Here is a 22,255-nt window from a genome sequence, read left to right on the forward strand (position 1 = left end):
CGACAGGAGCACCCCATGAAGCACCGCATCGTCGTCCTCGGCGCCGGTTATGCCGGGGCCTACGTGGCCGGGAACCTGGCCCGCCGGCTGTCCCCGGCGGACACCGAGATCACCGTGGTCAACGCCGAGCCGGACTTCGTCGAGCGGCTGCGGCTGCATCAGCTCGCGGCCGGCCAGGAGATCGAGGCTCCAAAGCTCGCCGACGTCTTCGCAGGCACGGGGATACGGCTGCGCCTGGCCCGGGTCACCGCCGTCGACCCCGAGCGCCAGGTCGTCGCCGTGGCCGACGCCGACGGCGGCGAGCTCGGCTACGACACGCTTGTCTACGCGCTCGGCAGCCACGTCGCCGACTGCGGCGTCCCCGGCGTGGCCGAGCACGCCTTCCACGTCACCGCCCGGCCCGCGGCGCTGCGCCTGCGCGAGCGGTTGGACAGCCTGGGCAGGCGGGGCGAAGGCGGGCGTGTGCTGGTCGTCGGCGACGGGTTGACCGGCATCGAGACCGCCACCGAGCTCGCCGAATCCCGGCCCGGCCTGTCGGTGGCGCTCATCGCCCGCGGCGAGCTGGGCGCCCGGCTCTCCGACGGAGCCCGCAGCCACTTGCGCCAGGCCTGCGACCGGCTGGGCATCACCGTCCTGGAGCACACCAGCGTCGAAGCCGTCGAAGCGACGCGGGTGCTGTGCGACGACGGCACCGCCCTGGCCTGCGACGCAACCGTGTGGACGGCCGGTTTCGCGGTCAACCCCATCGCCGCCGCCAGCGGGCTGGAGGTCACCGACAACGGTCAGATCGTCGTCGATCGCACCATGCGGTCGGTCTCGCACCCGAACGTCTACGCCGCCGGCGACAGCGCCTACGCCATCGGCGACAACGGCCGGCCGCTGCCGATGTCCTGCGCGTCGGCCGGCGCCACCGGCCGGCAGGCCACGGACGCGATCGTGGGCCGGCTTACCGGCCGCAAGATTGCGAAGAGCAAGCTGGACTACCCGGGCAACCACATCAGCCTCGGACGGCGGGACGGGATCTTGCAGATGGTCGACGACAAAGCGCAAGCGAAGCCGAAGTACGTGGGCGGCCGGAAGGCCGCGCGGATCAAGACGGGCATCCTCCAGATCTCGCTGTGGGGCATCTCGCACCCGACCTTCGGCCTGCCCAAGCGCAAGCGCCGCCTGGCCGCCGCGCCGGATGCGTCCGCCGAGAAGGCGCTCGCGTAGCCGCCTGGGGTGGTCCGCGTGGACAACACCGCCACTGATCGCTTCGACACCACCAGCCGGTAGACCAGTGAGACCAGGCCGAAGCCGGCTGGCCTCACTGGCCCCTCAGCCCTTCCTCTCAAAGGACCTCTGCCGAAGTGCGAGGAGTGTGGAGCGCATGGCAGTCGCCATGACGAGCGGAGAGCGGGCCTGGCGGCCGTGCCGTGCCCTTGAGTTATGGCGCCCGGAGGATGGGAACGACGTCCGACGCCAGGCGCTCCGCCTGCTGCCTGAAGTCCCCCACAGGCATAAGGTTCATCGAGGAGAACCCCAGGCCGGAGAACGTGAGCAGCCGCTCGGCCACCTCCTCGGCGCTCCCCGACACCACTCTTTCCGACACCTGGGACTCCCCCACGTGAACCGGAACGTTGTAGACGCAGGTCACCGTCCTTCCGCTCGCCTCGGCAGCGGCCAGGACCCGCTCTCGCAGGACTGCGGCCTGCTCCGGCGGCGCGAATCCGTACGACGGGATCCATCCGTCGGCGAGCCGCCCGGTGGCCTCCAAAGCGCGCTTGCCGTACGTCCCGAGCCAGAGGGGGATCGGCCGGTCCGGTTTGGGCTCCAGGTCGGCACGCTCGGTGTGATACCGGCTGCCGTGGAAGGTGAAGGCGGGCTCCGACCATAGCCCGTGGATGATGTGGATGCCCTCCACCATGCCGTCGACCTTCTCCGCCGGCGAGGGCACGCCGAGCCCGAAGGCCCGGAATTCGTCATCAGAATAGCCGCCGCCGAGGCCTAGGATGAGCCTGCCGCCCGAGAACCGGTGCAGGCTCTCGGCCATCTTCGCCACCATCGCGGGTGGCCGGTACGGCATGCCGAGCACCCTGGTGGCCACCTGGATGCGTGACGTCGCGGCCGCGACCCAGGTCAGCAGCGTCCACACTTCGTACGTCGGCTCGGCGCCGCAGGGATGGTCGGAAGCCGACACGAAATCGAACTCGAGCTCCTCGGCCAGCCTGGCGTCGCCCACGGGATCCGCGCCTGGCGCGGCCGAAGTGGACAAGCCCAGCCCGAACATGCGCATATCCGTCGACCCTTCGTCCCTGAATGTTTACATGTAAACCTAAGTAGCCAAGTTGGTTACATGTCAACCAAACCCGCTAAGGTAGCGGCATGGCTGAGCCGAGATGGCTGGACGACGCCGAGTTCCGTGCCTGGATCGGCTACCGGCGGATGCGATTGCTGCTGGACGCCGAGGTCGGCCGCGACCTGCTGGCCGACTCGGGACTGTCCATGCCCGACTACGACGTGCTGTCCGCGCTGACCTCGTCAGAGGGACACCGGCGACGGCTCACCGAGTTGGCCGACCGGATGCTCTGGTCCAAGAGCCGGCTCTCGCGCCACATCAGCCGGATGGAGGAGCGCGGCCTGGTCGCACGCAAGGAGTGCGAGAACGACGCCAGGGGCGCCGTCGTCGTGCTGACCCAGGACGGGCTGCGCACGATCCAGGAGGCCGCACCCTTGCACGTGGAGTCCGTCCGGCGGCATTTCATCGACCTGCTGTCCCCCGAGCAGCTAGATGCCCTCGGCACCATAGCCGAGAGCGTGCTGGCCCACCTGGTCCCTTACGGCGCGTCCGGGACGGAGCGGTAGCGACGCAAACCGCGCTGGGCGGTGGCGGGCGGCCTTCTCGCTAACCCGTTTTCGCACATGGGCGATCTTCGGCGAAGGTCTCGTAGATCGACGTCGAGGAGATCCAGGAGGTGGTGTTGGAGGTCGGTGAGTTGCGGGGATGGTTGGGGGTGACTGGCCGGTGCCCGGGATCAGGCGGATACCGGGCAGCGCGTCCAGGATGAGCCTGCCGGTGGGGATGGCGGGCCGGCCGGCATACAAGCCGTCGACCTTGGTGGTGCCCTGAGCGGCGAGTGTCTGGCGGACCTGGCGTTCGATCAGGCAGAAGATAAGCAGGGCCAGGCAGATGACGGTGATCAGCGCGTTGAGGCGGCGGTTGTTCTTCAGATACAGGTTGGTCAGCAGCGCATACCAGCCGTCGGTGGCGGCTTCGGCGTCGATCGCGCTCTGGTCAAAGTGCCAGGCCAGGGTGGGCTTGCTGGTGGCCGGGTCGGTGCCGGCCTCGGCGATTGGTGGCCACGCGCCGGGTGCGGCCGATGGCGGCGATGCGGGCCTCGACCGCGACCGTATCAGGGTAGTGGCGGCTGCCTGGCCCACGCTCCAGCCGGGCAAGATCGCCGCCGGCACGCTCGAGTTTCTGGCTCGGGCGGTGACGGCCGCCTGGGCACGAGCGGAGGAATGTACGAAGATCCGCCGCAGCGCCAGGCGAGGCGATTCTGCGCCGCTTCACCGACTCCGCCTCCCACCCGACCTACCAGGCCATGCTGGAGGTCGGGCGCGCGCAGAAGACCATCTTCGTCGCCCGCTATCTCCGACTCCGCGAGCTGCAGCGCGAGATTCAGGAGGGGCTCAACGTGGTGGAGTCCTCCAACGGCGCCAACAGCGTCATCTTCCACGGCAAGGGCGGCGACATCGCCACCAACCGGCGCGAGGAGCTGGAGATGACCGTCTTGTGCCTGCGCATCCTGCAGGCCGCGCTCCTCTACATCAACACGCTGATGCTGCAGGACGTCCTGGCCGATCCGGAGTGGGCCAAGCTGCTCAAGCCCGCTGATCGGCGAGGGCTGACCCCGCTGTTCTGGCAACATGTCCAGCCCTACGGCGAGGTACGGCTGGACGTCGCCAAGCGCCTGCCGCTCGGCGGCGCGAGCACCGCGCTGCCCGGCGCCGGGCAGTAGTTCAGGCTCGCGTCATTGTCCGATGCGCGCGGACCCGACAGGCCGTCGAGCAGTACCGGCGCCGACGTCCCGTCGCAGGCTGCCGCACGGCGAGCCCGCACTCGGGAGCCTCGCACGGCGTTTCGTTACAGGGGGTCGGCCAAGATACGACGGAAACCGGCAACCAGTGATCTTGAGTTGAACTTGCCGCAGGTGAGGTGCTGGGGCGGATCGGCGTCGGCTGCCCGGCCAGGGGCGGCGATGCGCAAACGCAGCCGGAGGCCCGATCTTGTGTCACCGTTCGCAGTGGACTTCTTCGCGTACCCGCTCAGATCGGTCAACGGCGCACCCGATAGCGCAGGTGAAGCACCCGGTTGCCCTGAATCACCACGTCAGGATCCTCCAACAGGTGCTGCGCGTGGACCGACCCGAAGTAGCGCTTGCCGGACCCGAACACCGCGGAAGAGGGCGTCCAGGCGCTCGCCGAGGACTGGGAGCACTTCATCTCCCGTATCGCAGCCCTCGGCGACAAGCGCCTGTTGGCGCCGATAGGCATGGGCCCCGGCGGTTGGGCCGATGAGACCTATCTGAAGCTCGCGCTGCACGCTCTGAAAGAGGTCACACATCACGGCGGCGAGATCGGCCTGCTGCGCGACCTGTACCTGCGCGAAGGCGTCTGATTCGGCGGTGTGCGACCTTGTCCGGCGGCCGTGTGCCGCCAGACAACGGCCGGGGTCGGCGGCTATCTCCTTCCTCCCGGTCTACTCATCGGCCGCGTCGGGGTCACGCAGGGGCCTCATACCGCCGGGCAGATCGGGCAGCCGGAAGGAGTAGCGGCCCAGCATGTTATGTGGTGCCGCACGAACGGCGAGAGACGGGCCACGTCCTCGTCACGAACGTCGAAGCCGTCCGCGGATCCTCCAGCGCGGTCACCGCCGAGACCGGCAACCGCCGCGTCGTGGTGAAGTCGAACTCCCGCTCGAACAACGCCTCGGCCGCGCCGGCCAGCCGCTCGATCTGCTTGGGCGTGGGTGGCTCGGTCCGCTCCTCCCGGCAGCGGGCCAGCAGCGCGGCGCGCAGCCGCTCCCGCGACGTCTCCACCGGGCACATCTTGTCGGCCAGCCAGAACGTCAGCTTGTCCTCATCGGCGACCGTCGGCTCACGAAAGCCCTGGAAGCGGCGGATCTGCGCCCGGTGATACTCGATCGTGCTGCCCGACCAGCGGTACTCGGCGAACAGGGCCGCATCGAACTTCACCTGGCCGGCCATATAGTCGACCGCGGCCTTCGGTACGTCCTCCCGGCGCGGAAAACGGCCCTCCAGCTCGAAGAACTTCAGCATCAGCGCGAACCCGAGACAGGTGGCACCGCTCTTGTTCGCCAGTGACTCGACCTCGGCCTCATCCAATGTCCAGCACTCGATGAGGTCTTCCAGCTCCACTCTCTGCGCATCGGCAGGGATCCTTTCTCCCTCGATCGCACTGAAGATTCGCAAACACCCTGCTCCGCACAGATGCCGCTACGGTCCGGTACCGCTCATTTGTGACCGCTACGTGGCGCTCCTCCTGAGACATTACAGAGAGCTACTTTGAGGCGTCATCTCATCGGCTGCAGCGCCGCGGTCGTAGCTGACAGAGGTGACGTCAGCGCGAGCCTCGACGGCGAGCGGCGGGGTCGTGGGTGAGCGCGCTATGGCGCAGCTGGTGCAGCGTCCACCCCTGCCGGTGCGGGTCGAGCTCGGCGGAGGCGGTCTTGAACAGGTGCTCGGCGCGGGGGTAGGACAGCCGTCCGCGTCCGGTGATGGGGCAGATGTCGGCGGCAGAGGGCGCGCCGGGTCCGGAGGTGGGGGCGCGGCGGTCGGCCAGGAAGAGCGGCCCGCTGGTGCGGCCGTTCAGCAGGCGGGGCAGCAGGCGTGCTGTGGCGGTGGCCCAGTGCACGTATTCCATGGTGCCGCCCATGCTGGTGACACGTGCGCGGCGGAACTCGGTGTCGAGGTCCTCGACGTTGAGGGACAGGATCTCCTCGGCCCGGGCGGCCGTTTCGTAGAGCATCCGCCACAGCAGCCGTTCCCGCAGGGCGTGCCGGTCGTCGGTGAACAGGGCCTCCAGTTGGGTGGCCGGGATGGCGCGGTCGCCGCGGCGGGCGGGTGTACGACGCCGCAGGCGGCGGGCGAGGTTGGTGGCCAAGAGGTCCTGGCGCTGGGCCCAGGTGGTGAAGGAGACCAGGGCGGACAGGTGCCGGTTCCAGGTGGCGGCCGCCGCGCTCGTCCAGCGGTTCATGACCGCGGCGTAGTCCTCGGGCGCGAGGCCGGCGACGGGCCGGTCTCCGGCCAGGGAAGCCAGATGGGTGAGGGTCTTAGCGTAGCTGTCGCGGGTGGTGGCGGTGTGCAGGGAGGCGAGGAAGCGTTCGACGGCGGCGGTGACGGTGACCACGTCGTCGGCGGAGTCATCGGCGGGGCCGGGCGTGCCGGGGGAGGTGGCGGCCGGCATAGCGCACCTCCCCGGGGTGGATGTGGCAGACAACGCTACCGAGTCGGCTTGCCGAAGAAGTAATGAGCTGGGCATACGCAAGCCAGGCGCGCTATGTGCGACAGGTAATGGAAATTCTGGGTCGTAGAGTCAGCGATCCCTTACTCTCACGCTACATCGCTGAACGTAACCATCCAAATACTCTGAGTGCGCATTGATGGGATGGATCAAACCGAAGGCCCATCCTCGACGGAAAGGGACCCATGTCTGAGCTCTGGAAGTCCCGTGCCGCGGCGACGGTCGTGCTGCTGAGCGTCGCACTGACCGCGGGGACCGCGCACGCGGAGGACCCCCCGCCGGCGAGTACGGCGAGCGCGGCGCCGTTGGTTCTCTCCGCCGCCGGCAAGCCGCTGCTGACGCTGGGCGGCAGCTCGGCCGCCTATCCGGGCGACCCCGGCACGAACACCGGCGCCGTGACCGACGCCCGGCTCGGCTCGACGTCGGTGCCGATCGGCGACGGCGTCCCGCTGAGCAGCATCCTGAACCTCGGCGATCTCGCCTCGACGGTCAGCAGCCGCTCCGCCGCGTCCGGGGCAACCGACACCGACGCGGCCGCCGGGACGCTGGGCGACGCCGCCAGCCCGGCCAGCCCCCTTTCGGTGAACCTGCTGGCCCTCGGCGGCGCCGCACTAGTGCCGCAGAACCTGGTCGACAACGTGACCATGAGTTTCGGGGCGTTCTCGTCCCGGACGACGTTCGCCGGCGGCAAGCTCCAGCCGGCCGAGTACCGGGTCGGCCAGGCGAGCCTGCTCATCCGCTCCCCGGCGGTGAAGGACGCCGCAGGCCAGCTCTACCAGGCCCTCGGCGGCGTCGACCGGCAGATCGAGAAGATCGTCAACGAGAAGGCCGACCTTGCCCCGCTGAAGACCCTGCTGACCCCGCTCGGCGTGCCGTCCCCGACGTTGGCCGTGCAGTCGAACACCCGGGACAAGATCTTCGGGGCGCTGCTCGCCAGGCCGCTGACCTCGCACAACAAGGTCGTCACGATCGACTTCTCCACCGGCACGGTGACTGTCCACCTGGACCAGCTCGTCGGCGGGCTGAACGACAAACCGGCCAACACCGAGCTGATCAGCTCCAAGGACTACCATCTGGTCACCCAGGCGATTCACGACGTCATGAACGACGCCGCTGACCTCGCCCTCGGCACGCTCGGCAACTCGCTGGACGCGGTGAAGCTCACCCTGCGCTGGGCGGGCCCGGTGGGCCCGGGTGGCATGGGCGGGAAGTTGGACGTCACCTGGAACTTCACCCTGCGGCAGGCCATCGACGGCTCCATGCCGCAACCGGTGAGTGCCAGCACCGGTGGGGCCGCAGCGCCGGCCGCGGCACTGCTCACCACCTTGAGCAAGAACCAGAGCGTGGTCGGCAAGGCGTTCAAGCCCGTTTCCGACCTGGTCCTGGCCTCCTCACGAGACAGCCGCCCGCACGGTGCCGCCCGCACGCGGTCCGCTCGCGGGGCAGCCCGCCTGCACCTCGCCGGCGACGGCACCAACATCGTCGCGCTGCTGGTCAACATTAAGTTCGGGTTCACCTCCACCGTCACCGACATGCTCTTGCCGGTCTTCCGGATGGCCAACCAGGTGCTCTCGGTTGAGATCAACCACCAGGAACCCCGCACGTGCATCCTGCCGACCGGCGTCCGGCTGCCGAGTGCACGGCTCACCTCGGCCGTCTCGATCAACTTCCTGAAGGCCACCGTCGCGGTCCGGCTCGACCTGGGCCTGTCCTCAGGCTCGGTGACCATCACCAACTGTGAGTAATCCCCTCCACGTCGCGGGGGTGTGTCACGGTCGCCCGTGACACACCCTGTCGCCGGATGTCGCCTGTTTTCTCCGGAAGGTGTGGGTGCCGTGCAGCGCAAGCGTGTCGTCATCGTCTCGTCCGCCGCCGTGTCGGCGCTGCTCGTCGGCGTGATCGGTGCCGGCGCGGCGATCTGGGACGATCACCAGGACACGCCATCGGCCCACACCGCCCGCGCAGTGACCTCGGCCGGGCCCACGGCCCCCGGGACCTGCGCCGGCGGCGGCACCCCCATCAGCCACCGGTTCGCCGCCGGCAGCGCCTGGCAGATGTGCTGGCGGATCGACCCGCACGCGGGGCTCGTGCTCGGCCAGATCCGCTATCTCGCACCCGGCCGCGAACCACTGCCGGTCGTGAAGGAACTGGCGCTCGGCCAGCTCGAGGTTCCCTACGACACCGGGCTGGACACCACGAGGGACATCACCGAGGCCGGGTTCGGCGGGCGCAGCATGATCGCCCGGTCCGCGGTGGACTGCGCGGGCGAGCGCATCAACGCGAGCATCCCCAACTACGGGGCCGGCGCGGTCGGCGGTGCCGAGACCCGCGCGGTGCTGTGCGCCGAGGAACGCGACACCGGGCTGGGACGGCGCAGCAGCTACCGCGGACGATACGCCGCCTCACGCGGGCACAGCTTCGACCTGAGCACCCTGTCGATCGTGGGCTGGTATGAGTACCTCACCGTCTACAGTTTCGCCGACAACGGCGCCATCACCCCGCAACTGGGCGCGACCGGCGCCCTGTCTCCCAAGGACCACTCCACCGACCCGAAATGGGGCTCGCCCGCCGCCGGCGGGGCAGTGAGCCACAGCCACAACGCGGTCTGGCGCATCCGCTGGGACCTAGGCGGCCCCCAGACCGTCCGAGAGTACAACGCCGAATTCACCGGCCGGAACGGCCCGAAGGCCCCCATCGTCACCGGTTCCTGGTCCCCCCTCACCCATGAGACCACCCGGCGCGCCGCACCGCGCCGCTTCTGGCAGGTGCTCAGCCCGCGACACAACCCCGACGGCCACCGGATCTCCTACACGATCTTCAACGACGCCACCGCGGGCCACGGCTACGACATGGCGTTCTCCCAGAACAACCCGTGCGAGCTGTACGCCTCCGACAACCTGCTCGCAGGCTGCCCCTCCGACACAGTCCGGCAATTCGTGTCCGACCGCCAGCTCTTGTCCGACGTGGTGTCCTGGGTCGCGGTCTCCTTTCACCACGTCCCCCGCCCCGAAGACCGCTCCCCCATGGAGATGCACTGGCAGGGCTTCACCACCACCCCCTTCGCAGCCTTCCCGCAAAACCCCCTCGTCCAGGCGGAGGCCGTGAACGGTTGATCGAGCCACTGCCGCATCGAGCAGTGCGCCGAGCAGCAGCGCTCGGACCGCGTCGGCGATGACGATCGTGCGGCGCTAGGGAATGCGATCCACCCATACGCCGGCGGGCAGGCCCGCGCCAGGCGTCGCCGCGCGGTGCACGACGACGAACCGCTCGGGCTGCTGTTGCGCACCACTATTTGTGACAGCGACGAGCGCCAGCGCGGGCCAGTGCTGGCGGCCACCCGCACCTTGCGCACGCTGTTGCTGTTCGGCCCGGCCCGCGGTCTGGCGGTCGCGCTGGCACGGCGCAGAAGTATGGGCGCTGCCGGTTGGCGGGAGCAGGCGCTGGAGCAGCTCGCCGGCGTAGCGCTACCGCCGACGGCGCGCCAACCGGTCGGCGAGCATGACGACAACCCTTGACCTCGCCTGGTCCCGCCGCCTGCCCATGCCTGCCGTCACCGGGGCCTGCCAATCGGCCCACCGGGGCGTCTGGGTGGTGCGCAGGACGCCTGCGCCGTCGAGGACGTCAACGCGACAGTGCAGCCCGGAACCCGGTGGAGGAACTGCTGGGACTTTGAGACCCGCTCGAGAGGCCGGGCGGGCCTGGTCATTCGGGCGCCTTTGCTGGGTCAGGGGGCAGGTGAACGCGCTGCCCTCCACGGTCTCGTTCAGCGCCGTCGCCTGGGCATGTGGGGGTGAGCGGGTTGGCGAGTGCGTCGAGGAAGGCGTGCAGGATCCGCGCTGCCGGTTTGTGCGGAATCTTTGCGAGCGTGGTGTGGGCGGCGTGCGCCGCGGTGGTGCCCGCTGCGATGGTGGCCTCGAGGGCTTGGCGGCGGCATATTGGCTGGTCGCCGAGCAGGTCGATGATCGCCGATATGCGTCCGTTCATCATGGCGGGCAGGTCGACGTCCAGCCGGGTCCGCTGGCCGCGTAAGGCCAGGGCGTCCTCGGCGTGTAAGAAGACGTGGCCGCACTGCTCGCCGTAGATGCGCAGCGCGTCGATCACCTCGGCCGGCGCGCCGCCGAGTTGACCGCCGATGCGCGCAGGAAACTCCAGAAGGGAGGCGAAGAGCGCGCTGGCCGGTGTGATGGTGTCGTGCTGCAGGCGGTGCGAGCGGTGGGCGGCCAGGTCGGCTAGCCAGTCGGCGAACGACCAGGAGATCTCGGGTGCGGAGGCGGCGACCAGTCGGGTGGCCTGCCCGAGGAGGAAGTCGCCGGCCAGGACGGCTCCTGTGATCGACCAGTCGACGAGGCGGCCGGGCTGTGGCTGGTCGGGCATCGGCCCGAGGAAGGTGAGCGCGCCCAGGGTGGCGAGTTCGATGGCCGCGGCCAGGGTGGCGCGGGTGATGTCGGGCGGGGCTCCCGCCGCCATGAGCGCGCCGAGGAACGGGGCGGCGGGTCGCAGCCGTCGGTGCGGGTCGCTGTCGTCGGCGATGAGCAGCCGGGCGAGGAATGGCCATTCCCGCGGTACGGTGCTGATGGCCACTTCGTCGCAGGCGAGCAGGAAGGGGGCCAGCAGGAGGTGGTCGCGGCTGTCTAGCCGCATCCGTTCGGTGGCGGTCAGGTTGGAGAAGCCCTCAGGTAGCAGCACGGCGCGTCTGACCTTGGCGAAGAGGGGGCGGCCAGCACGCCGCTTTGGGTGGCGTAGCTGATGCCTTCGCCGGTGAAGGGGTTGCTCAGGCCGGCTGTGTCGCCTGCCAGCAGCCGCCCGTCGTCCACGACGTGGTCAGGGGAGAAGGCGCTGTTGAGCACGCCGGCGCGCGGCGGGCCACAGGGGCGGGCGCCGGTCAGTTCCGGGTGGGCGGCCAGCAGGGCGGCATGGGCCTCTTGGAGCAGGGTGCCGGGATCGGCCGGTCCGAGCCGGGCGACGCCGAGGGTGAAGGTGCCGGCGTGGGCGGCGGGTGCCGCCCAGACGCAGGTCGGTGTTTCGGCGGGATCGATGGTGCGCGGGGCGGGCAGCATCAGCAGGAGCCAGCGGTGTCCAGGTCGGCCCGGTCGCATAGGGCGGCGGTGGCCTCCGGCAGGTGCCGGGTTGGGCTGGCGCCGAGCCGCAGTTCGACCGCGTCCAGGGGGCGTAGCGGGATGTGCCGGGCCACATTCAAGGCGGTCAGCGCGCGCAGCGCGGCCTCGCTCACGATCACGTCAGCGGGTGATCGAGCCTGTCCGGGATCGGCGATCACGACGTGCAGCCCGTGGCGTGTCGCCTCGATCGCGGCGGGGCGCAGCGGCGGGGGCAGGCTCGCGGCCAGCCCGATCAGGCGGTCGCGGACCAGCTCGAGCGGGGCATGGGTGAACATCGGTGCGCTCACCGGCCCCGCCGGGGGATTTTCAGCCGCTCCAAAAGCCGCCGCTGCGCGTCCGGCCCGGTGTGCTGGGCCCGCGGCGGTGTGGATGACCCGTCAAGGCGTGCCGGGCCGCCGGCCTGCTGGACCAGGTCGTAGATCTGTGCCGGGGTCAGTGCCTGCTGGTAGAGGCGCAGGTCGTCGATGTCGCCGTTCCAGTAGGTGGTCTGGCTGAGCAAGATCACCACGCCGATCGTCACACCGTCCGTGCTGGTGCGCGTCTGATCGCTCACTGATGAGGCCAGGCTCGTCCAGCGGCCGTCCAGGTGGAGCCGGATGGTCTTGGCCGCGGCGGTGTAGACCGCGGCCACGTGCGTCCAGTCGCCCCGTGTTGGCGGCGATGGCGGACTCGGTCGGCAGCAAGGCGCCGGGGAGGTGGAACCACCAGCGGTCGGCGTGCACGCCGAGCTGAAATCCCGCGTCGGGGTTGCTGCCCTGGGCGACGGCAGTGAAGAACGAATCGGCCGTCAGGTCCTGGGTGATGCGGAACCAGCCGGCGACGGTGAAACTCGCGTTCAGATCCACCACCGGCTCGGCCGTGATCGCGTAACCGTTGGCGCCCGTCCGCAGCGCGCCGCCCACCTGGCCGTCGCCGATCCAGGACGTGAGGCCGTGCAAGGTGGCCGTCCGGCCGTTGCCGGAAGCATCCACGGTGTCGCCGTCGAGCTTCCACCAGGCGGCCGGATCCGGCATGCGGGGCAGCTCGGCGGGGCCGAACACCTCGATTCTCGGCACCTTTTTCAGCTCGGCCAGCACCAGGTCGAACACAGCCCGGTCGTCCACGTAAGTCCTGACCTGGCTGCGGGTCATTCCTTTGATCGGAACCAGAGCCCGATCGTAGAGAGCGCGGGCGAGCTGGCCTTCATCGGAGTAGAGCACGGTTTGCCGCAAGCCTTGGATCACCTCTGCCGCATCATCCAACTGCTCTTGGGTGACGACCTCCGGCGAGTTCGGATCGTTGAGGACGTTGATCATGAAATCGCAGTACTTGTCGTAGAATTCGGCGGCCGCTATCTCCTCATCTCGACTGGCCCATTTGCCGTACAGCCTCTCGCGCAGGCTGGTCTCGTTAAGGTAGGGCAGGCGCAGCAGCAGCCGGCCGAGGTTGCTTTGGGCGAAGAACTCATCACGCACCCTGTCGGCCGTTTCCTCCTCGGCGGTGAAGGGGACCACCCAGTAGTACTCTTCGAGGACGGGCAGGATGGGGCAGGGGTAGTAATCGGGCGGGACCAGAGTGGCGCCGTCGCCGCCGCGGTAGACCACCGATCCGGAGTCGCCCGCCAGGTTGAAGTACGGGGTAAAGGCCAGGGTCGGTGTAGGTGAAGATACCGGCGGGGTTCCCACCTCTGCCTCCACTCCCACGGCCCCGATCCTGCTGGAGGTGTATCCGGTGGTCCGGCCGACCTTCTCGATGACCATCCCCGGATAGGGGGCCACCACCCCCCTCATCGGCCCGGCGGCCGAGGCGTCCAGGCCGGCGGCGGGCACCAGACTGCCGTCCGGAGCCGGAACGATCAAGTCCACATTGAGGGCGGTGAGCGCGGCGTCGATCCGGGTCAGCAGGCAGCCGCCGAACATGTCTCCGGCGGTGACGATGCCGACGACTGGATGGTTGGTCGCCAGCCGCGGCATCAGGTTCCGGGCCGGCCGCATGTCGTAGAGGGTTCGGTCGGTGAGCTGGGCGATGGCCGCATCCACGTTGGTCCGGGCGCCCGGGGGGTCGGCGCGATCCTGTACCTTGTGCTGGAACCCAGACCGTTGTGGCAAGGTCCCGGCGAAGGACTCACCCGGGACAAGCGGGTGGACGGCGGCAGCGGCTGCGTGTACTCGATCCTGCTGGCCATCGTCTCGAGACTCGCGGCGCTGGGGATCGGGCGGCTCGTTGAGTTGGCTCTGGGCTGAACCCTCTTGAGACGTCCACATTGAACCCCTGAGCGACTCGTGAGGCACTCCGCTCCTTGCGGACCAGGGTCCTCTGCGACGCGATACGCCAGGTTCGGTTCGTAGGGAGGCCTCGTCTTCGCCATCTCTGCAAGACGAACGACGAGGACGATAGACCTTCAGAATCTCTGAAGTCTTATCAATCTCGAAAGAACCAGGAATCCCCGGAAGTAGGCCCAGTTCCTGCGGCCACGATCACGCTCAACCGCCCAACGAACACAGGGGTTATCTCACAACGGCTGCTTGTACACCTAGATCTCTAAAAGAGGAACATAATTCATGTTATGTTCCATTTGTCGTGTTACGCTCGAAAGTGGATCATTCATCTCTATGAGAGAAGATCATCATGAGCGTAAGATCATTTCCGCTTACCCTGCGCGTCACCGTGAGCGAGGCGACACCGGACGAGATCAGAGAGCACGCCGTGGCGCGGGCACTCAGCTTTTTCGGTGCCGGTTCCGAGCTGGACGTCATCAGCGCGGAAGCCGAGCCGGACGTGGAGGCCGACGGCCGCTACCGCGCCACCGTCGTCTTCCGGAAGGTGGCCTGATGTTCAGGGCTCGTCGTCCGCGACACCCCGCACAGCCGTGGCGGTGAGCGAGTGACCGCTGAACTGGCCATCGTCGAGCAGGATGGCCGTCGTTCGCTGCCGCTCGACCTGCCGCCGCTGGTACTCGACCTGACGCGAGCCTGGCTGTGGTCGTATGGCGCGAACACCCGCGAGGCGTACGAGCGGGCGATCCGCCGGTGGCTGGCCTTCTGCGCGGAGACGGGCCTCGATCCGCTCCAGGCCCGCAAGGCGCACGGCGACGTGTTCGCCCGCTGGTTCGTCGAGAACGCGGCCCGGCCGCCGAGACCGAAGTCGGTCGCGCAGCTGCTCTCGGCGGTGTCGTCCTGGTACGACTACCTCGCCGGAGAGGAGTTGGTCGAGGCCAACCGGCTCAAGAACACGCGGCGGCCGAAGATTCCGCGCAAGCACTCTGAGACGATGGTGCTCACCAGGACCGAAGCGCACGCCATGGTACGGGCCGCGGACGGCTACCGGGTAGCCGACCGGGGCGGCAACGCCGAGCTGGTACGGCTGCGCGCGGCCGGTTTGATCCGGCTGCTGTTCCAGGTCGGGGTGCGGATCTCCGAGGCGATCGACGCCGACGTCGCCGATCTGGGGTTCGCGCGCGGGTATCGGACGTTGACGATCACGTACAAGGGCGGCACGAAGACGCTGGTCCGGAAGCTGCCTGCGGAGACGACGTTCGTCTTGGACGCGTACCTGGCGTACCGGGCCGAGCGTGACGGTGTTGAGCTCCAGGGGCTGAAGGGCCCGCTGTTCGCCACCGGCACCGGGCGGCGCTGGTCACGGTCGAAGGCGTATGAGCTGGTAAGGCGCATCGCGAAGCTGGCCGGCGTCGAGTCGAAGGTGACTCCGCACATGGCGCGGCGCACGTACGCGTCGCTCGCGGAGGAGGCCGGCGTGCCGATGCGGACGATTCAGCTCGACCTGGGCCACGAGGATGTGTCCGCGAGGGAGATGTACACGGCGGGCCGGGATCGGCTGGAGAAGGACGCATCGCAAATCGTGGCGTCAATGATCGAATAGAGGCGAACGCCCGGCCCCGTTGCGACCGGGACCTGGTGATCGCCGACCTCGATGCCTTCGACCGGCATCGCGGCGCGCTTATGATCGCCAGTACGCGCAAGCGGACGACCGACCCTCTGATCCCGGCCGATCAGATACCCAGGCCATCGTCGAAACCGAACCCGAACGTGAACGGCCTATCCGGCAGCAGCCACTGCTGCGCGAGATCAGCCGAACACCGAGCGCGCCGGGCTGGCGTTGCGCGGCCACAAGCGGCAGCGCGCGGACAACGGCCAGCGCAACCAGGAGACACCGCCGGTCACGATCGAGACGTTGCCCGCCATGGTGGGCGTGTGCGACCTGGCGACGGCTCGGGGGTTGCGGGATCGGGTGCTGCTCGCCGCGGGCCTCGCACTGATGGGGCGCCGCCCCGAGCTGGCGGCGTTGACGCTCGACGACGTCTGCGAGGCCGGCGACGGGCTGGAGGTGACCATCCGCACCAGCAAGACCGACAAGGAGTCGCGGGGCGAGGTGGTGGCGATCCCGCGCGGCTCTCATCCGCTGACGGACCCGGTCGAGGTGTGGCGGTCGTGGGTCGACTTTCTGGCCTGACGCGGGATCACGTCGGGTCGGCTGCTGCGCAGTGTGGACCGTCACGGCAACGTGGGGGAGTCCATCAGCGAGGACGGGATCAACAAGGCGGTACGAGAGCTCGCAGTGAACGCGGGAGTGCCGGACGCTGAGTCGTTCTGTTGTAAGACCGAGCAGCTCCCGCGGCCGTGCCCACGCTCGTCGGTGCGGTCGTTGAGGACGGCCTCATGCCAGGGCAGGGCCTTGAGTCTGTCCGCACCGTCGGCAGAACCACCACCAGGATGAACGCAACGCGCTCCCCTTAGGAGATCTGTCGGTCCCGCACGTCATCATGGCGGACATCCATCCCGCGCGAACCCCAAGGAATGAACATGACGGCCACCGGCGGCGCAGACTGGTCCGGCACCGGCTGGAACGACTGGGCGGATGCCCACCTGATCCGCGGGCGCCTCGACGCCGGCGCGGATCCCAACGCGGGTGTGCACTATCACGGACGGCCGTTACATGCCGCAGCCGAGCTCGGCTCACCCGAGGTGATAGCGGGGCTGGCCGCACGCGTTGACGACGTCGACGCCGAGCACCAGGGTCACACCGCACTCTGGAGATCCGTCTTCGCCAACCGCCCCGACAACGCCCTCGCCCTGCTCGCCGCCGGTGCCGACCCGTGGCGGCCGATGATGTCCGGCTGGACGCCCGGAAGGCTCAGCCTGGCCAGTCCCACCCCCGGCCTGTTCCCCCTCCCGCCAGGCCGGCCCGGCTTGTCCGCCGCCGAGACCGCGGCCGTCGCGGAGGCCAGACGCCTGATCGACGCGCTGGGCGAACTCGAGTACGAGGGGCTGGGCCTGGTCTGCGTCGCCGGGATCGGCATGGCCGAGGCCGTACGACGGCTGGAGGCCGAACAGGCCTACGAGGATGGCGCCGAGGATCTGTGGTCCAGCATGGACCCCGGCACCACCGTCGGCATCACCGAAGTGCCCGGCGGATGCGTCGTCAGCCAGCAATGGGGCGCCCTCCCGTGCAGCCACCGCGTCCTCGAGCGCCTGTCAGCCGGCACCGTCTGCTACGCGCTCTACGCCAACCCCAGGAGCGGCAACCAGGGGAGCGTCGCCCGCGACGGCGTCGTCGAGCACCGGGACACCCACCCCGGCGGCGGCACCGTCTCCCCCGACGCCTCCGCCGAGGACATCCTCACCACCTACCTCTATCGCAACCAGGCCGTGGCGTACTGCTGCGCCGCCGCAGGCCTGCGCATGACCAGCGGCCGGGCGATCACCGGTATGCCCGACGACTGGATGCGAATCCCCGAATACCCGCACTGAGGAACAGGGTGGGGGCCTCCACGTCCGGCGTCAGCAAAACCGACGTGCGGGACGCCGCTATCCTCGCGGTGCTCTACACCTCCGGCGTGCGCGGGGAGGATCCGGTGACGCGCACCCTGGCCGACTGGGACCCCCAGAGCGACGGCATCAGGGTGCTGGGTAAGGGCAACAAGGACATTCAGTTCACCGCACCTGTCGTACGATCTCGGGTCACACACACGGACTCTCGCGCGATCAGTGGATCGTACGCCTGCCACTCCCGGTTTGTCGTCGCCGCCAAGCGGGATGAGCAGGACGAGGGGCGGAACGTCCAGGGCGCCGCGCGAGCCGTTCACTGAGTCGGAGGCGTCGTAGATGGCATGGCGAGCGGTTCCCGCACGATGGCGGGCCGGTGGATCGCCTACGACGGGTCGGACTGGACGCTCCGCCTGGCGCCATCCACTGATCGTCTCACCGGCCCATAGCTGATTTTCGAGGCGCCTGCCTGCATGGTGGACACTTCGCATATTTCGCTGTCACCGGCATGCAGCGGCAGGTTTCCAGGCTGTTCATTCTGATCGCTTGTTCGCGGGGCGGCGCGATCACTTGATGGTCTGGAAGATGAACGGTGCGACCAGACCGATCAGGGCGAGGGCCTCGGTGAGGACGAAGCCGAGGAGCATGTTCTGGCGGATCAGCCCGTAGGCCTCGGGTTGACGGGCGATGGCCTGCACGCCCTGACCGAAGATGATGCCGACGCCGATGCCGGGGCCGATGGCGGCAAGGCCGTACCCGATGGCGGTGACGTTGCCGGAGACCTGAGCGAGAACATCCATTGCGTTTCCCTTCTGGGCGTCCGATGAAGCAGAGTTGCACCGATCAACCCCATTGCCGCACATGTCACACCGTGAAAGGAATATTTAGTCATTACAAGTTGCGCGAGATAACTCGTCGATAGGCGTGCTGGACAAACCTGATCGCAGGGTTATGCTGCTCGAACGTGGGCGAAAGCCGGCGCAAGGAATCGGATACCCTACGTGATATCCAATTCGCGCTGGAGGCCGGCGACGGCGCCCAGGTCGTCAAAGCGGTAGGCACCCGACATCGCCCTGCTCGACATCCACATGCCCGTCATGGGCGGCATCCAGGCAGGCCAGGACGATCTGCGCCGAGACCGACAGCAAGGTCGTCATCCTGACCGTCTTCGACCAAGACGAGTACGTCTACGAGGCCCTGCACGCGGGGACCGGCGGCTTCCTGCTGAAGGACATGCGCCGCGACGACCTCGTCCACGCTGTACGGATCGTCATGGCGCGGGAATCGCTGCCGGTCGGCCGTCGTGACCAGGAAGCTGATCGACGACCTCGTCCGCCGCAACACTTTCCCGCCGATCGAGGTGCCGGGAATGGACACTCTGACCGGCCGGGAGCGAGAAACCCTCGCCCTGGTCGGCCAGTGCCTGTCCAACCAGGAGATCGCCGCAACAACGCGAGCGTCCGCTGGGCCCTGGACCGCCTGGCCGGCGACGGACGTAGCCGCGTAAGCGGCAGGTGGACGCTCGTCGAGAAAGAGCACACCCCCGACGAAGCCTCAGTTCAGAGGCGGTTTGGCGGCTCATCGCATGTTCCTTGACAGCACCCCCGGCACCTCACCTCTGGAGAGGTCTCGTCGTGGATGCGAACATGACCCAATGGAAGTTCTGGAATGGCTGGATTTTGTCGGAACATTTCTTAAATGGGTAAGTGTTCTGTTCCTGATGATTCTGCTGCCGATACTTATCCACCGTAGGGCGGTGCGGAGGAGACAGGCAGCGGAACAGGCGCTTACAGCTGGTGCTGAGCCGGGCACGCTGAAGTTCGCTGCTGCCCTGCGTACACAGCAGGAGGGCGTTTGGCGGCGATGGAAGGCAGGGGTCCTCCTCTCCGAGACGGGGAGGATGTCCTGGCGTGTTTCTCGCACGGCAGTAGACATCACCGGCGCTTCCCCTGGAGTGTGGCGTACTCTTCCGCCGCGCGAGCGAAAGAAGCTGCGACCTTGGGTGGTCGAGGCCGCCATAACCTGTCGGCATCCTTCCCTCGGTGAGTTCGAGCTGGCGGCTCATGCCGAGGAACTGAAAGCGGTGAAGGGGCTGCTCTCTTCACTCAAGGACAGACCCGAAGAGGTCGGCCCATCTACTGCCGACCCCTGAGTCTAAGAGACATCAGGATCGCCCGGCGGGCGGCAGGCATCCTCACCGGCGGCGTCACCGAGGTCGGCAACGGCGGCGAACCCGCGCCGGAAACAAAGGGACCACGCACATCGCTCGCCCGGACCCGCCGCTCGATCAGCGGTTGACCATCAGCCCGATCCCTTGTCGACCAGGCCCTGCTCAGCCCGAGGTCCGAGAGGAGGATTCCAGGCCGAACGCGGCCAGCGCCCGCTCCAGTTCCCCGGCCTGGCCGAGGGCCGCCCGCAGCCCGTCGGCCTCCCCGTCCGCGAACGTCACCTCGTAGTCATTGGTGTGGGCGCCGCTGTCGAAGTGCGCCTTGCGCGTGAGGCTCATCGTCGGGCCGCGGCCAGCTGCCAGCTCCCGTACCAATCTCGACCGGTACGGCATCAGGTGCGGGATGACGACCCGCAGCATGGCGCCGGCAGGGAACCCGGAGACCAGGGCCAACAGCACGAACCCGATGATCGCTGCGACCTCTCCCTGGACTGCCGAGTTGATGGCGCCGGTCACGGAGAGGGCCGTCAGGAACCCGAACAGGAGCACGTACACGCCCAGCCGCAGACCGGCCCGCCTGTACGCGCCGCACACCACCTTCAGCGGGCCGGATTCGGCCGGGTCGAGGGGCTCGCGAGAGTCAGGCACCGGCTGGCTCATGGCGTCAGGATAGGAACCCCGAACGCCTGTCGGCCATATCTGCGGCCGTTACGTCCCCGTGCCTGAAGCGTGAATGACGATCAGGGCCGTCGTGGTGACAGGGTGGGCAGCCAGATGCGGGCCCTGGACGGCGTCGTGAGGTCATGGCCAAGGACGAGCTGCTCGATCGCCCGCCAGCCGGCCTACCGTCAGGGGCCGGTCGTGCCGGGACAGAAGCCGCTGCTGCGGCAGCCCGGCATCCCCGACCTGACCCCCCGGGCGCCGGAGCAGCAGCCGGCCAAGCCGGCGCCGGGCAAGCCGAAGAAGGGCACCGTCGGCCAGTGCGTGGGATTCGCGGGCAAACTGTTCGCGTCGTTCGGCGTGGAGGGATGCGTGGTCTTCGACAGGCAGGGCATAGGCCTGGCTGGTATCTACAAGACCGGCGCGTCCAGCTCGCTCGGTGCTGGATTCACCGTCGGCGACTTCTACGCACACACGACCATCGAGGGCCTGACCACCAAGCCGGGCACGTGGGACGCCTACGTGGGGGTCGAGGTCGAGGCCAAGGGCGTGGGTGGCAGCGCTTACGTGGTCACCGACAACAAGGGCAACATCATGGGCGGCGGCTACGTGGCTACCTTCGGAGTGTCGAAACGCATGAGCAACGCGGCCAAAGACCAGTCCCCTGTGGGTATCACCACCGAACGGGGCAGGACGAAGTCCGTGCGGCTGCGCCACCCGGTGAGCTGGTTCCAGGAGAAGACGAGCGCCTTCGTCCGGTCGTCCTATCACCCGGGATGCTGAGCGAGGGTGTCCGGCGCCCGGACGGCAACCGTCCGGGCGCCTCTCACACCCATGGCAGGGTCACCTCGACCCTGAACCCGCCCTCTGACAGCGGTGCCCCGTGCGCCGTGCCACCGAGTGCCTCGGCACGCTCGTGGATGCCGATCAGGCCGTGCCCGCCCGTGCCGGCCCACCCGCGCTCCGCGCCTCCGGTGCCGTCGTCGGTGACCTGGATGTGCAGCCCGTCCGCCGTATAGCGCAGCAACACCTCGGCATCGGCGTCCTTGCCGGCGTGCTTGAGCGTGTTCGTCAACGCCTCTTGCACGATCCTGTACGCGGCCAGGCCCATGTCAGGCGGCACCTGACGAGCTGAGCCCTCGACGCGCAATCGTACGTCAATGGGCAGCCACTCGGTCATCTCCCGGATCGCCTCGATCCCCGGTTGCGGCAGCGTCGGGCCCTCCCGCAACACGCCGAGCAGAAGCCGCAACTCGGCCAGCGCGGTACGGCCCACGTGCCCGATCGCCTCGACGGCCGCGCTCGCCCCGGCCTTGTCGTCGTTCAGCAGCGCGACGCCCGCGCTCGACGACTGGATCACCATGGCGCTCACGTTGTGCGCCACGATGTCGTGGAGTTCGCGGGCGATGCGGATGCGTTCCTCGGCCAGCGCGGTCTGGGCCTTGCTCTCTTCGGCGCGGGCCGCGGCGCGCGCCACCGCCTCGGCCTCCGACCGCCGCAGCCTGCCCAACCCCCAGGCCGCCGCGCAGGTCACGAACGACACCGCGAACAGGTCTTCCGGAGGCGCAGGGAACACCGGCCCCGCCCACATCCGCACCACCGTCACGACCGTCGGCAGCAGCGTGCCCGCGAGGAAGACGACCGGCCACCGCGAGGACGCCCACCGGCCCGCGGTGTAGAGCACGAGCATGAGTGCGGTCGGCGTGCTCAACTCCGACCACGAGGCGTTCCACTCCGCCCAGATGTCCCACCGGCCACCGGCGAACCACAGCGTCCACACCAGCGCCAGCACCTGCTCCGGGTACCTGCGCCGCAGGGCAAGGCTCGCATAGGCCAGCAGGTCGCCCCAGAACGTCACGGGCAGGCTGCCAGGACTGGCGATGGTGTGATCGCTGTAGGGCACCTCTACCAGGAGGAACGTACAGGCTGCCGCAGCCAGCAGCGCATCGGCGAGCTGAGGATGCTCGCTCCACCAGTCCAGGGCTCGCCGTATCATGATCGAACGCTACGGCCGGTTCGTGACG

General features: G+C 68.7%; 27 protein-coding genes. 16 read left to right on the plus strand and 11 right to left on the minus strand.

All coding sequences use genetic code 11. The features are described 5' to 3' along the window. Positions 1 to 15 precede the first annotated feature (15 nt). Entirely contained in the window at positions 16 to 1,212 is a 1,197-nt protein-coding gene (locus tag ACIBX3_RS20405; protein ID WP_397119105.1) for an NAD(P)/FAD-dependent oxidoreductase, read from the plus strand. Between the two features lie 214 nt (positions 1,213 to 1,426). On the opposite strand, the gene ACIBX3_RS20410 is transcribed toward ACIBX3_RS20405, so the two are convergent. Beyond that, a complete protein-coding gene (locus tag ACIBX3_RS20410) occupies positions 1,427 to 2,269 on the minus strand; it encodes an LLM class flavin-dependent oxidoreductase (RefSeq protein WP_397119107.1) in 843 nt (280 codons plus the stop codon). Positions 2,270 to 2,364: 95 nt separating this feature from the next. Here ACIBX3_RS20410 and ACIBX3_RS20415 point away from each other — a divergent pair, with 95 nt between their 5' ends. Next, positions 2,365 to 2,844, plus strand: coding sequence for a MarR family winged helix-turn-helix transcriptional regulator (locus tag ACIBX3_RS20415; RefSeq protein ID WP_397119109.1), 480 nt, complete (start codon positions 2,365 to 2,367; stop codon positions 2,842 to 2,844). Here the strand turns inward: ACIBX3_RS20415 and ACIBX3_RS20420 are convergent. After that, positions 2,767 to 3,450 carry a hypothetical protein gene (locus tag ACIBX3_RS20420; protein WP_397119111.1) on the minus strand — a complete coding sequence of 228 codons (684 nt, stop codon included), beginning with the start codon at positions 3,448 to 3,450 and terminating at the stop codon, positions 2,767 to 2,769. The two genes, ACIBX3_RS20415 and ACIBX3_RS20420, sit on opposite strands and share 78 nt — an antisense overlap. An 89-nt stretch (positions 3,451 to 3,539) precedes the next feature. On the opposite strand from ACIBX3_RS20420, the gene ACIBX3_RS20425 reads away from it, so the two are divergent. Next, complete coding sequence (locus ACIBX3_RS20425; protein ID WP_397119334.1) at positions 3,540 to 4,001, plus strand: Tn3 family transposase; 462 nt, start codon at positions 3,540 to 3,542, stop codon at positions 3,999 to 4,001. 419 nt (positions 4,002 to 4,420) lie between these two features. Further along, on the plus strand, positions 4,421 to 4,660 hold the full coding sequence (locus ACIBX3_RS20430) for a DinB family protein (protein WP_397119113.1): 240 nt from the start codon (positions 4,421 to 4,423) through the stop codon (positions 4,658 to 4,660). Positions 4,661 to 4,826: 166 nt separating this feature from the next. Here ACIBX3_RS20430 and ACIBX3_RS20435 read toward each other — a convergent pair whose 3' ends face one another. Both ACIBX3_RS20435 and ACIBX3_RS20440 read right to left on the minus strand, forming a co-directional pair. After that, entirely contained in the window at positions 4,827 to 5,474 is a 648-nt protein-coding gene (locus tag ACIBX3_RS20435) for a DUF4158 domain-containing protein (protein WP_397119115.1), read from the minus strand. Between the two features lie 148 nt (positions 5,475 to 5,622). Continuing rightward, positions 5,623 to 6,468, minus strand: coding sequence for a tyrosine-type recombinase/integrase (locus ACIBX3_RS20440; RefSeq protein ID WP_397119117.1), 846 nt, complete (start codon positions 6,466 to 6,468; stop codon positions 5,623 to 5,625). A 242-nt stretch (positions 6,469 to 6,710) separates the two neighbouring features. On the opposite strand from ACIBX3_RS20440, the gene ACIBX3_RS20445 reads away from it, so the two are divergent. The 3 genes from ACIBX3_RS20445 to ACIBX3_RS20455 all read left to right on the plus strand — a co-directional run bounded on the left by ACIBX3_RS20445 (position 6,711) and on the right by ACIBX3_RS20455 (position 10,040). Then, positions 6,711 to 8,270, plus strand: coding sequence for a choice-of-anchor G family protein (locus ACIBX3_RS20445; RefSeq protein ID WP_397119119.1), 1,560 nt, complete (start codon positions 6,711 to 6,713; stop codon positions 8,268 to 8,270). Positions 8,271 to 8,360: 90 nt separating this feature from the next. Further along, a complete protein-coding gene (locus ACIBX3_RS20450; RefSeq protein ID WP_397119121.1) occupies positions 8,361 to 9,638 on the plus strand; it encodes a hypothetical protein in 1,278 nt (425 codons plus the stop codon). A 135-nt stretch (positions 9,639 to 9,773) separates the two neighbouring features. Continuing rightward, complete coding sequence (locus ACIBX3_RS20455) at positions 9,774 to 10,040, plus strand: hypothetical protein (protein WP_397119123.1); 267 nt, start codon at positions 9,774 to 9,776, stop codon at positions 10,038 to 10,040. Between the two features lie 187 nt (positions 10,041 to 10,227). On the opposite strand, the gene ACIBX3_RS20460 is transcribed toward ACIBX3_RS20455, so the two are convergent. The 4 genes from ACIBX3_RS20460 to ACIBX3_RS20475 are packed head-to-tail and all read right to left on the minus strand — an operon-like array spanning position 10,228 to position 12,273. Beyond that, positions 10,228 to 11,211, minus strand: a complete 984-nt coding sequence (locus tag ACIBX3_RS20460) for a hypothetical protein (protein WP_397119125.1) — start codon at positions 11,209 to 11,211, stop codon at positions 10,228 to 10,230. Next, complete coding sequence (locus ACIBX3_RS20465; RefSeq protein ID WP_397119127.1) at positions 11,181 to 11,582, minus strand: NAD(P)/FAD-dependent oxidoreductase; 402 nt, start codon at positions 11,580 to 11,582, stop codon at positions 11,181 to 11,183. Before ACIBX3_RS20465 ends, ACIBX3_RS20460 begins: the two co-directional genes overlap by 31 nt. Beyond that, entirely contained in the window at positions 11,582 to 11,917 is a 336-nt protein-coding gene (locus ACIBX3_RS20470) for a hypothetical protein (RefSeq protein WP_397119129.1), read from the minus strand. Before ACIBX3_RS20470 ends, ACIBX3_RS20465 begins: the two co-directional genes overlap by 1 nt. An 8-nt stretch (positions 11,918 to 11,925) precedes the next feature. After that, entirely contained in the window at positions 11,926 to 12,273 is a 348-nt protein-coding gene (locus ACIBX3_RS20475) for a LamG-like jellyroll fold domain-containing protein (protein ID WP_397119130.1), read from the minus strand. A 1,429-nt stretch (positions 12,274 to 13,702) separates the two neighbouring features. Here ACIBX3_RS20475 and ACIBX3_RS20480 point away from each other — a divergent pair. From ACIBX3_RS20480 to ACIBX3_RS20505, 6 genes are all read left to right on the plus strand, one after another. Further along, positions 13,703 to 13,864 carry a hypothetical protein gene (locus ACIBX3_RS20480; protein WP_397119132.1) on the plus strand — a complete coding sequence of 54 codons (162 nt, stop codon included), beginning with the start codon at positions 13,703 to 13,705 and terminating at the stop codon, positions 13,862 to 13,864. A 385-nt stretch (positions 13,865 to 14,249) separates the two neighbouring features. Next, positions 14,250 to 14,453 carry a hypothetical protein gene (locus tag ACIBX3_RS20485; protein ID WP_397119134.1) on the plus strand — a complete coding sequence of 68 codons (204 nt, stop codon included), beginning with the start codon at positions 14,250 to 14,252 and terminating at the stop codon, positions 14,451 to 14,453. A gap of 51 nt (positions 14,454 to 14,504) precedes the next feature. Next, entirely contained in the window at positions 14,505 to 15,500 is a 996-nt protein-coding gene (locus tag ACIBX3_RS20490; RefSeq protein ID WP_397119136.1) for a tyrosine-type recombinase/integrase, read from the plus strand. A gap of 237 nt (positions 15,501 to 15,737) precedes the next feature. Beyond that, positions 15,738 to 16,091 (plus strand): hypothetical protein, encoded by a 354-nt coding sequence (locus tag ACIBX3_RS20495; RefSeq protein WP_397119138.1) that lies wholly within the window; start codon positions 15,738 to 15,740, stop codon positions 16,089 to 16,091. A gap of 350 nt (positions 16,092 to 16,441) precedes the next feature. Continuing rightward, positions 16,442 to 17,389: an ankyrin repeat domain-containing protein gene (locus tag ACIBX3_RS20500; protein WP_397119140.1), complete on the plus strand. Its 948-nt coding sequence runs from the start codon at positions 16,442 to 16,444 to the stop codon at positions 17,387 to 17,389. A gap of 44 nt (positions 17,390 to 17,433) precedes the next feature. Next, positions 17,434 to 17,727 carry a hypothetical protein gene (locus ACIBX3_RS20505; protein WP_397119142.1) on the plus strand — a complete coding sequence of 98 codons (294 nt, stop codon included), beginning with the start codon at positions 17,434 to 17,436 and terminating at the stop codon, positions 17,725 to 17,727. A 243-nt stretch (positions 17,728 to 17,970) separates the two neighbouring features. Here ACIBX3_RS20505 and atpE read toward each other — a convergent pair whose 3' ends face one another. Next, the gene (atpE, locus tag ACIBX3_RS20510) at positions 17,971 to 18,204 is read right to left on the minus strand and encodes an ATP synthase F0 subunit C (protein ID WP_397119144.1); all 234 of its coding nucleotides are present in this window, start codon (positions 18,202 to 18,204) and stop codon (positions 17,971 to 17,973) included. Positions 18,205 to 18,707: 503 nt separating this feature from the next. Between atpE and ACIBX3_RS20515 the strand changes: the two genes are divergently transcribed. Both ACIBX3_RS20515 and ACIBX3_RS20520 read left to right on the plus strand, forming a co-directional pair. Continuing rightward, a complete protein-coding gene (locus ACIBX3_RS20515; protein ID WP_397119146.1) occupies positions 18,708 to 18,911 on the plus strand; it encodes a hypothetical protein in 204 nt (67 codons plus the stop codon). Between the two features lie 147 nt (positions 18,912 to 19,058). Beyond that, entirely contained in the window at positions 19,059 to 19,556 is a 498-nt protein-coding gene (locus tag ACIBX3_RS20520; protein ID WP_397119148.1) for a hypothetical protein, read from the plus strand. 180 nt (positions 19,557 to 19,736) lie between these two features. Here the strand turns inward: ACIBX3_RS20520 and ACIBX3_RS20525 are convergent, their stop codons facing one another. Further along, a complete protein-coding gene (locus ACIBX3_RS20525) occupies positions 19,737 to 20,231 on the minus strand; it encodes a hypothetical protein (protein ID WP_397119150.1) in 495 nt (164 codons plus the stop codon). A gap of 102 nt (positions 20,232 to 20,333) precedes the next feature. Here ACIBX3_RS20525 and ACIBX3_RS20530 point away from each other — a divergent pair, with 102 nt between their 5' ends. Next, the gene (locus tag ACIBX3_RS20530) at positions 20,334 to 21,014 is read left to right on the plus strand and encodes a hypothetical protein (RefSeq protein WP_397119152.1); all 681 of its coding nucleotides are present in this window, start codon (positions 20,334 to 20,336) and stop codon (positions 21,012 to 21,014) included. Between the two features lie 43 nt (positions 21,015 to 21,057). Here ACIBX3_RS20530 and ACIBX3_RS20535 read toward each other — a convergent pair whose 3' ends face one another. Continuing rightward, positions 21,058 to 22,227 (minus strand): sensor histidine kinase, encoded by a 1,170-nt coding sequence (locus ACIBX3_RS20535; protein ID WP_397119154.1) that lies wholly within the window; start codon positions 22,225 to 22,227, stop codon positions 21,058 to 21,060. Positions 22,228 to 22,255: the final 28 nt, after the last annotated feature.

Origin of the sequence: Nonomuraea sp. NPDC049480, assembly GCF_044465905.1 — a bacterium.
Lineage (GTDB): Bacteria > Actinomycetota > Actinomycetes > Streptosporangiales > Streptosporangiaceae > Nonomuraea.

What these genes read in the sequence shown, in the direction of transcription:
- ACIBX3_RS20535 (WP_397119154.1), bottom strand. Translation starts at nt 22,227, where the DNA reads ATGATACGGCGAGCCCTGGACTGGTGGAGCGAGCATCCTCAGCTCGCC.
- ACIBX3_RS20520 (WP_397119148.1), top strand. Translation starts at nt 19,059, where the DNA reads ATGGAAGTTCTGGAATGGCTGGATTTTGTCGGAACATTTCTTAAATGG.
- ACIBX3_RS20415 (WP_397119109.1), top strand. Translation starts at nt 2,365, where the DNA reads ATGGCTGAGCCGAGATGGCTGGACGACGCCGAGTTCCGTGCCTGGATC.
- ACIBX3_RS20410 (WP_397119107.1), bottom strand. Translation starts at nt 2,269, where the DNA reads ATGTTCGGGCTGGGCTTGTCCACTTCGGCCGCGCCAGGCGCGGATCCC.
- ACIBX3_RS20465 (WP_397119127.1), bottom strand. Translation starts at nt 11,582, where the DNA reads ATGCTGCCCGCCCCGCGCACCATCGATCCCGCCGAAACACCGACCTGC.
- ACIBX3_RS20485 (WP_397119134.1), top strand. Translation starts at nt 14,250, where the DNA reads ATGAGCGTAAGATCATTTCCGCTTACCCTGCGCGTCACCGTGAGCGAG.
- ACIBX3_RS20500 (WP_397119140.1), top strand. Translation starts at nt 16,442, where the DNA reads ATGACGGCCACCGGCGGCGCAGACTGGTCCGGCACCGGCTGGAACGAC.
- ACIBX3_RS20440 (WP_397119117.1), bottom strand. Translation starts at nt 6,468, where the DNA reads ATGCCGGCCGCCACCTCCCCCGGCACGCCCGGCCCCGCCGATGACTCC.
- ACIBX3_RS20470 (WP_397119129.1), bottom strand. Translation starts at nt 11,917, where the DNA reads ATGTTCACCCATGCCCCGCTCGAGCTGGTCCGCGACCGCCTGATCGGG.
- ACIBX3_RS20525 (WP_397119150.1), bottom strand. Translation starts at nt 20,231, where the DNA reads ATGAGCCAGCCGGTGCCTGACTCTCGCGAGCCCCTCGACCCGGCCGAA.
- ACIBX3_RS20445 (WP_397119119.1), top strand. Translation starts at nt 6,711, where the DNA reads ATGTCTGAGCTCTGGAAGTCCCGTGCCGCGGCGACGGTCGTGCTGCTG.
- atpE (WP_397119144.1), bottom strand. Translation starts at nt 18,204, where the DNA reads ATGGATGTTCTCGCTCAGGTCTCCGGCAACGTCACCGCCATCGGGTAC.
- ACIBX3_RS20405 (WP_397119105.1), top strand. Translation starts at nt 16, where the DNA reads ATGAAGCACCGCATCGTCGTCCTCGGCGCCGGTTATGCCGGGGCCTAC.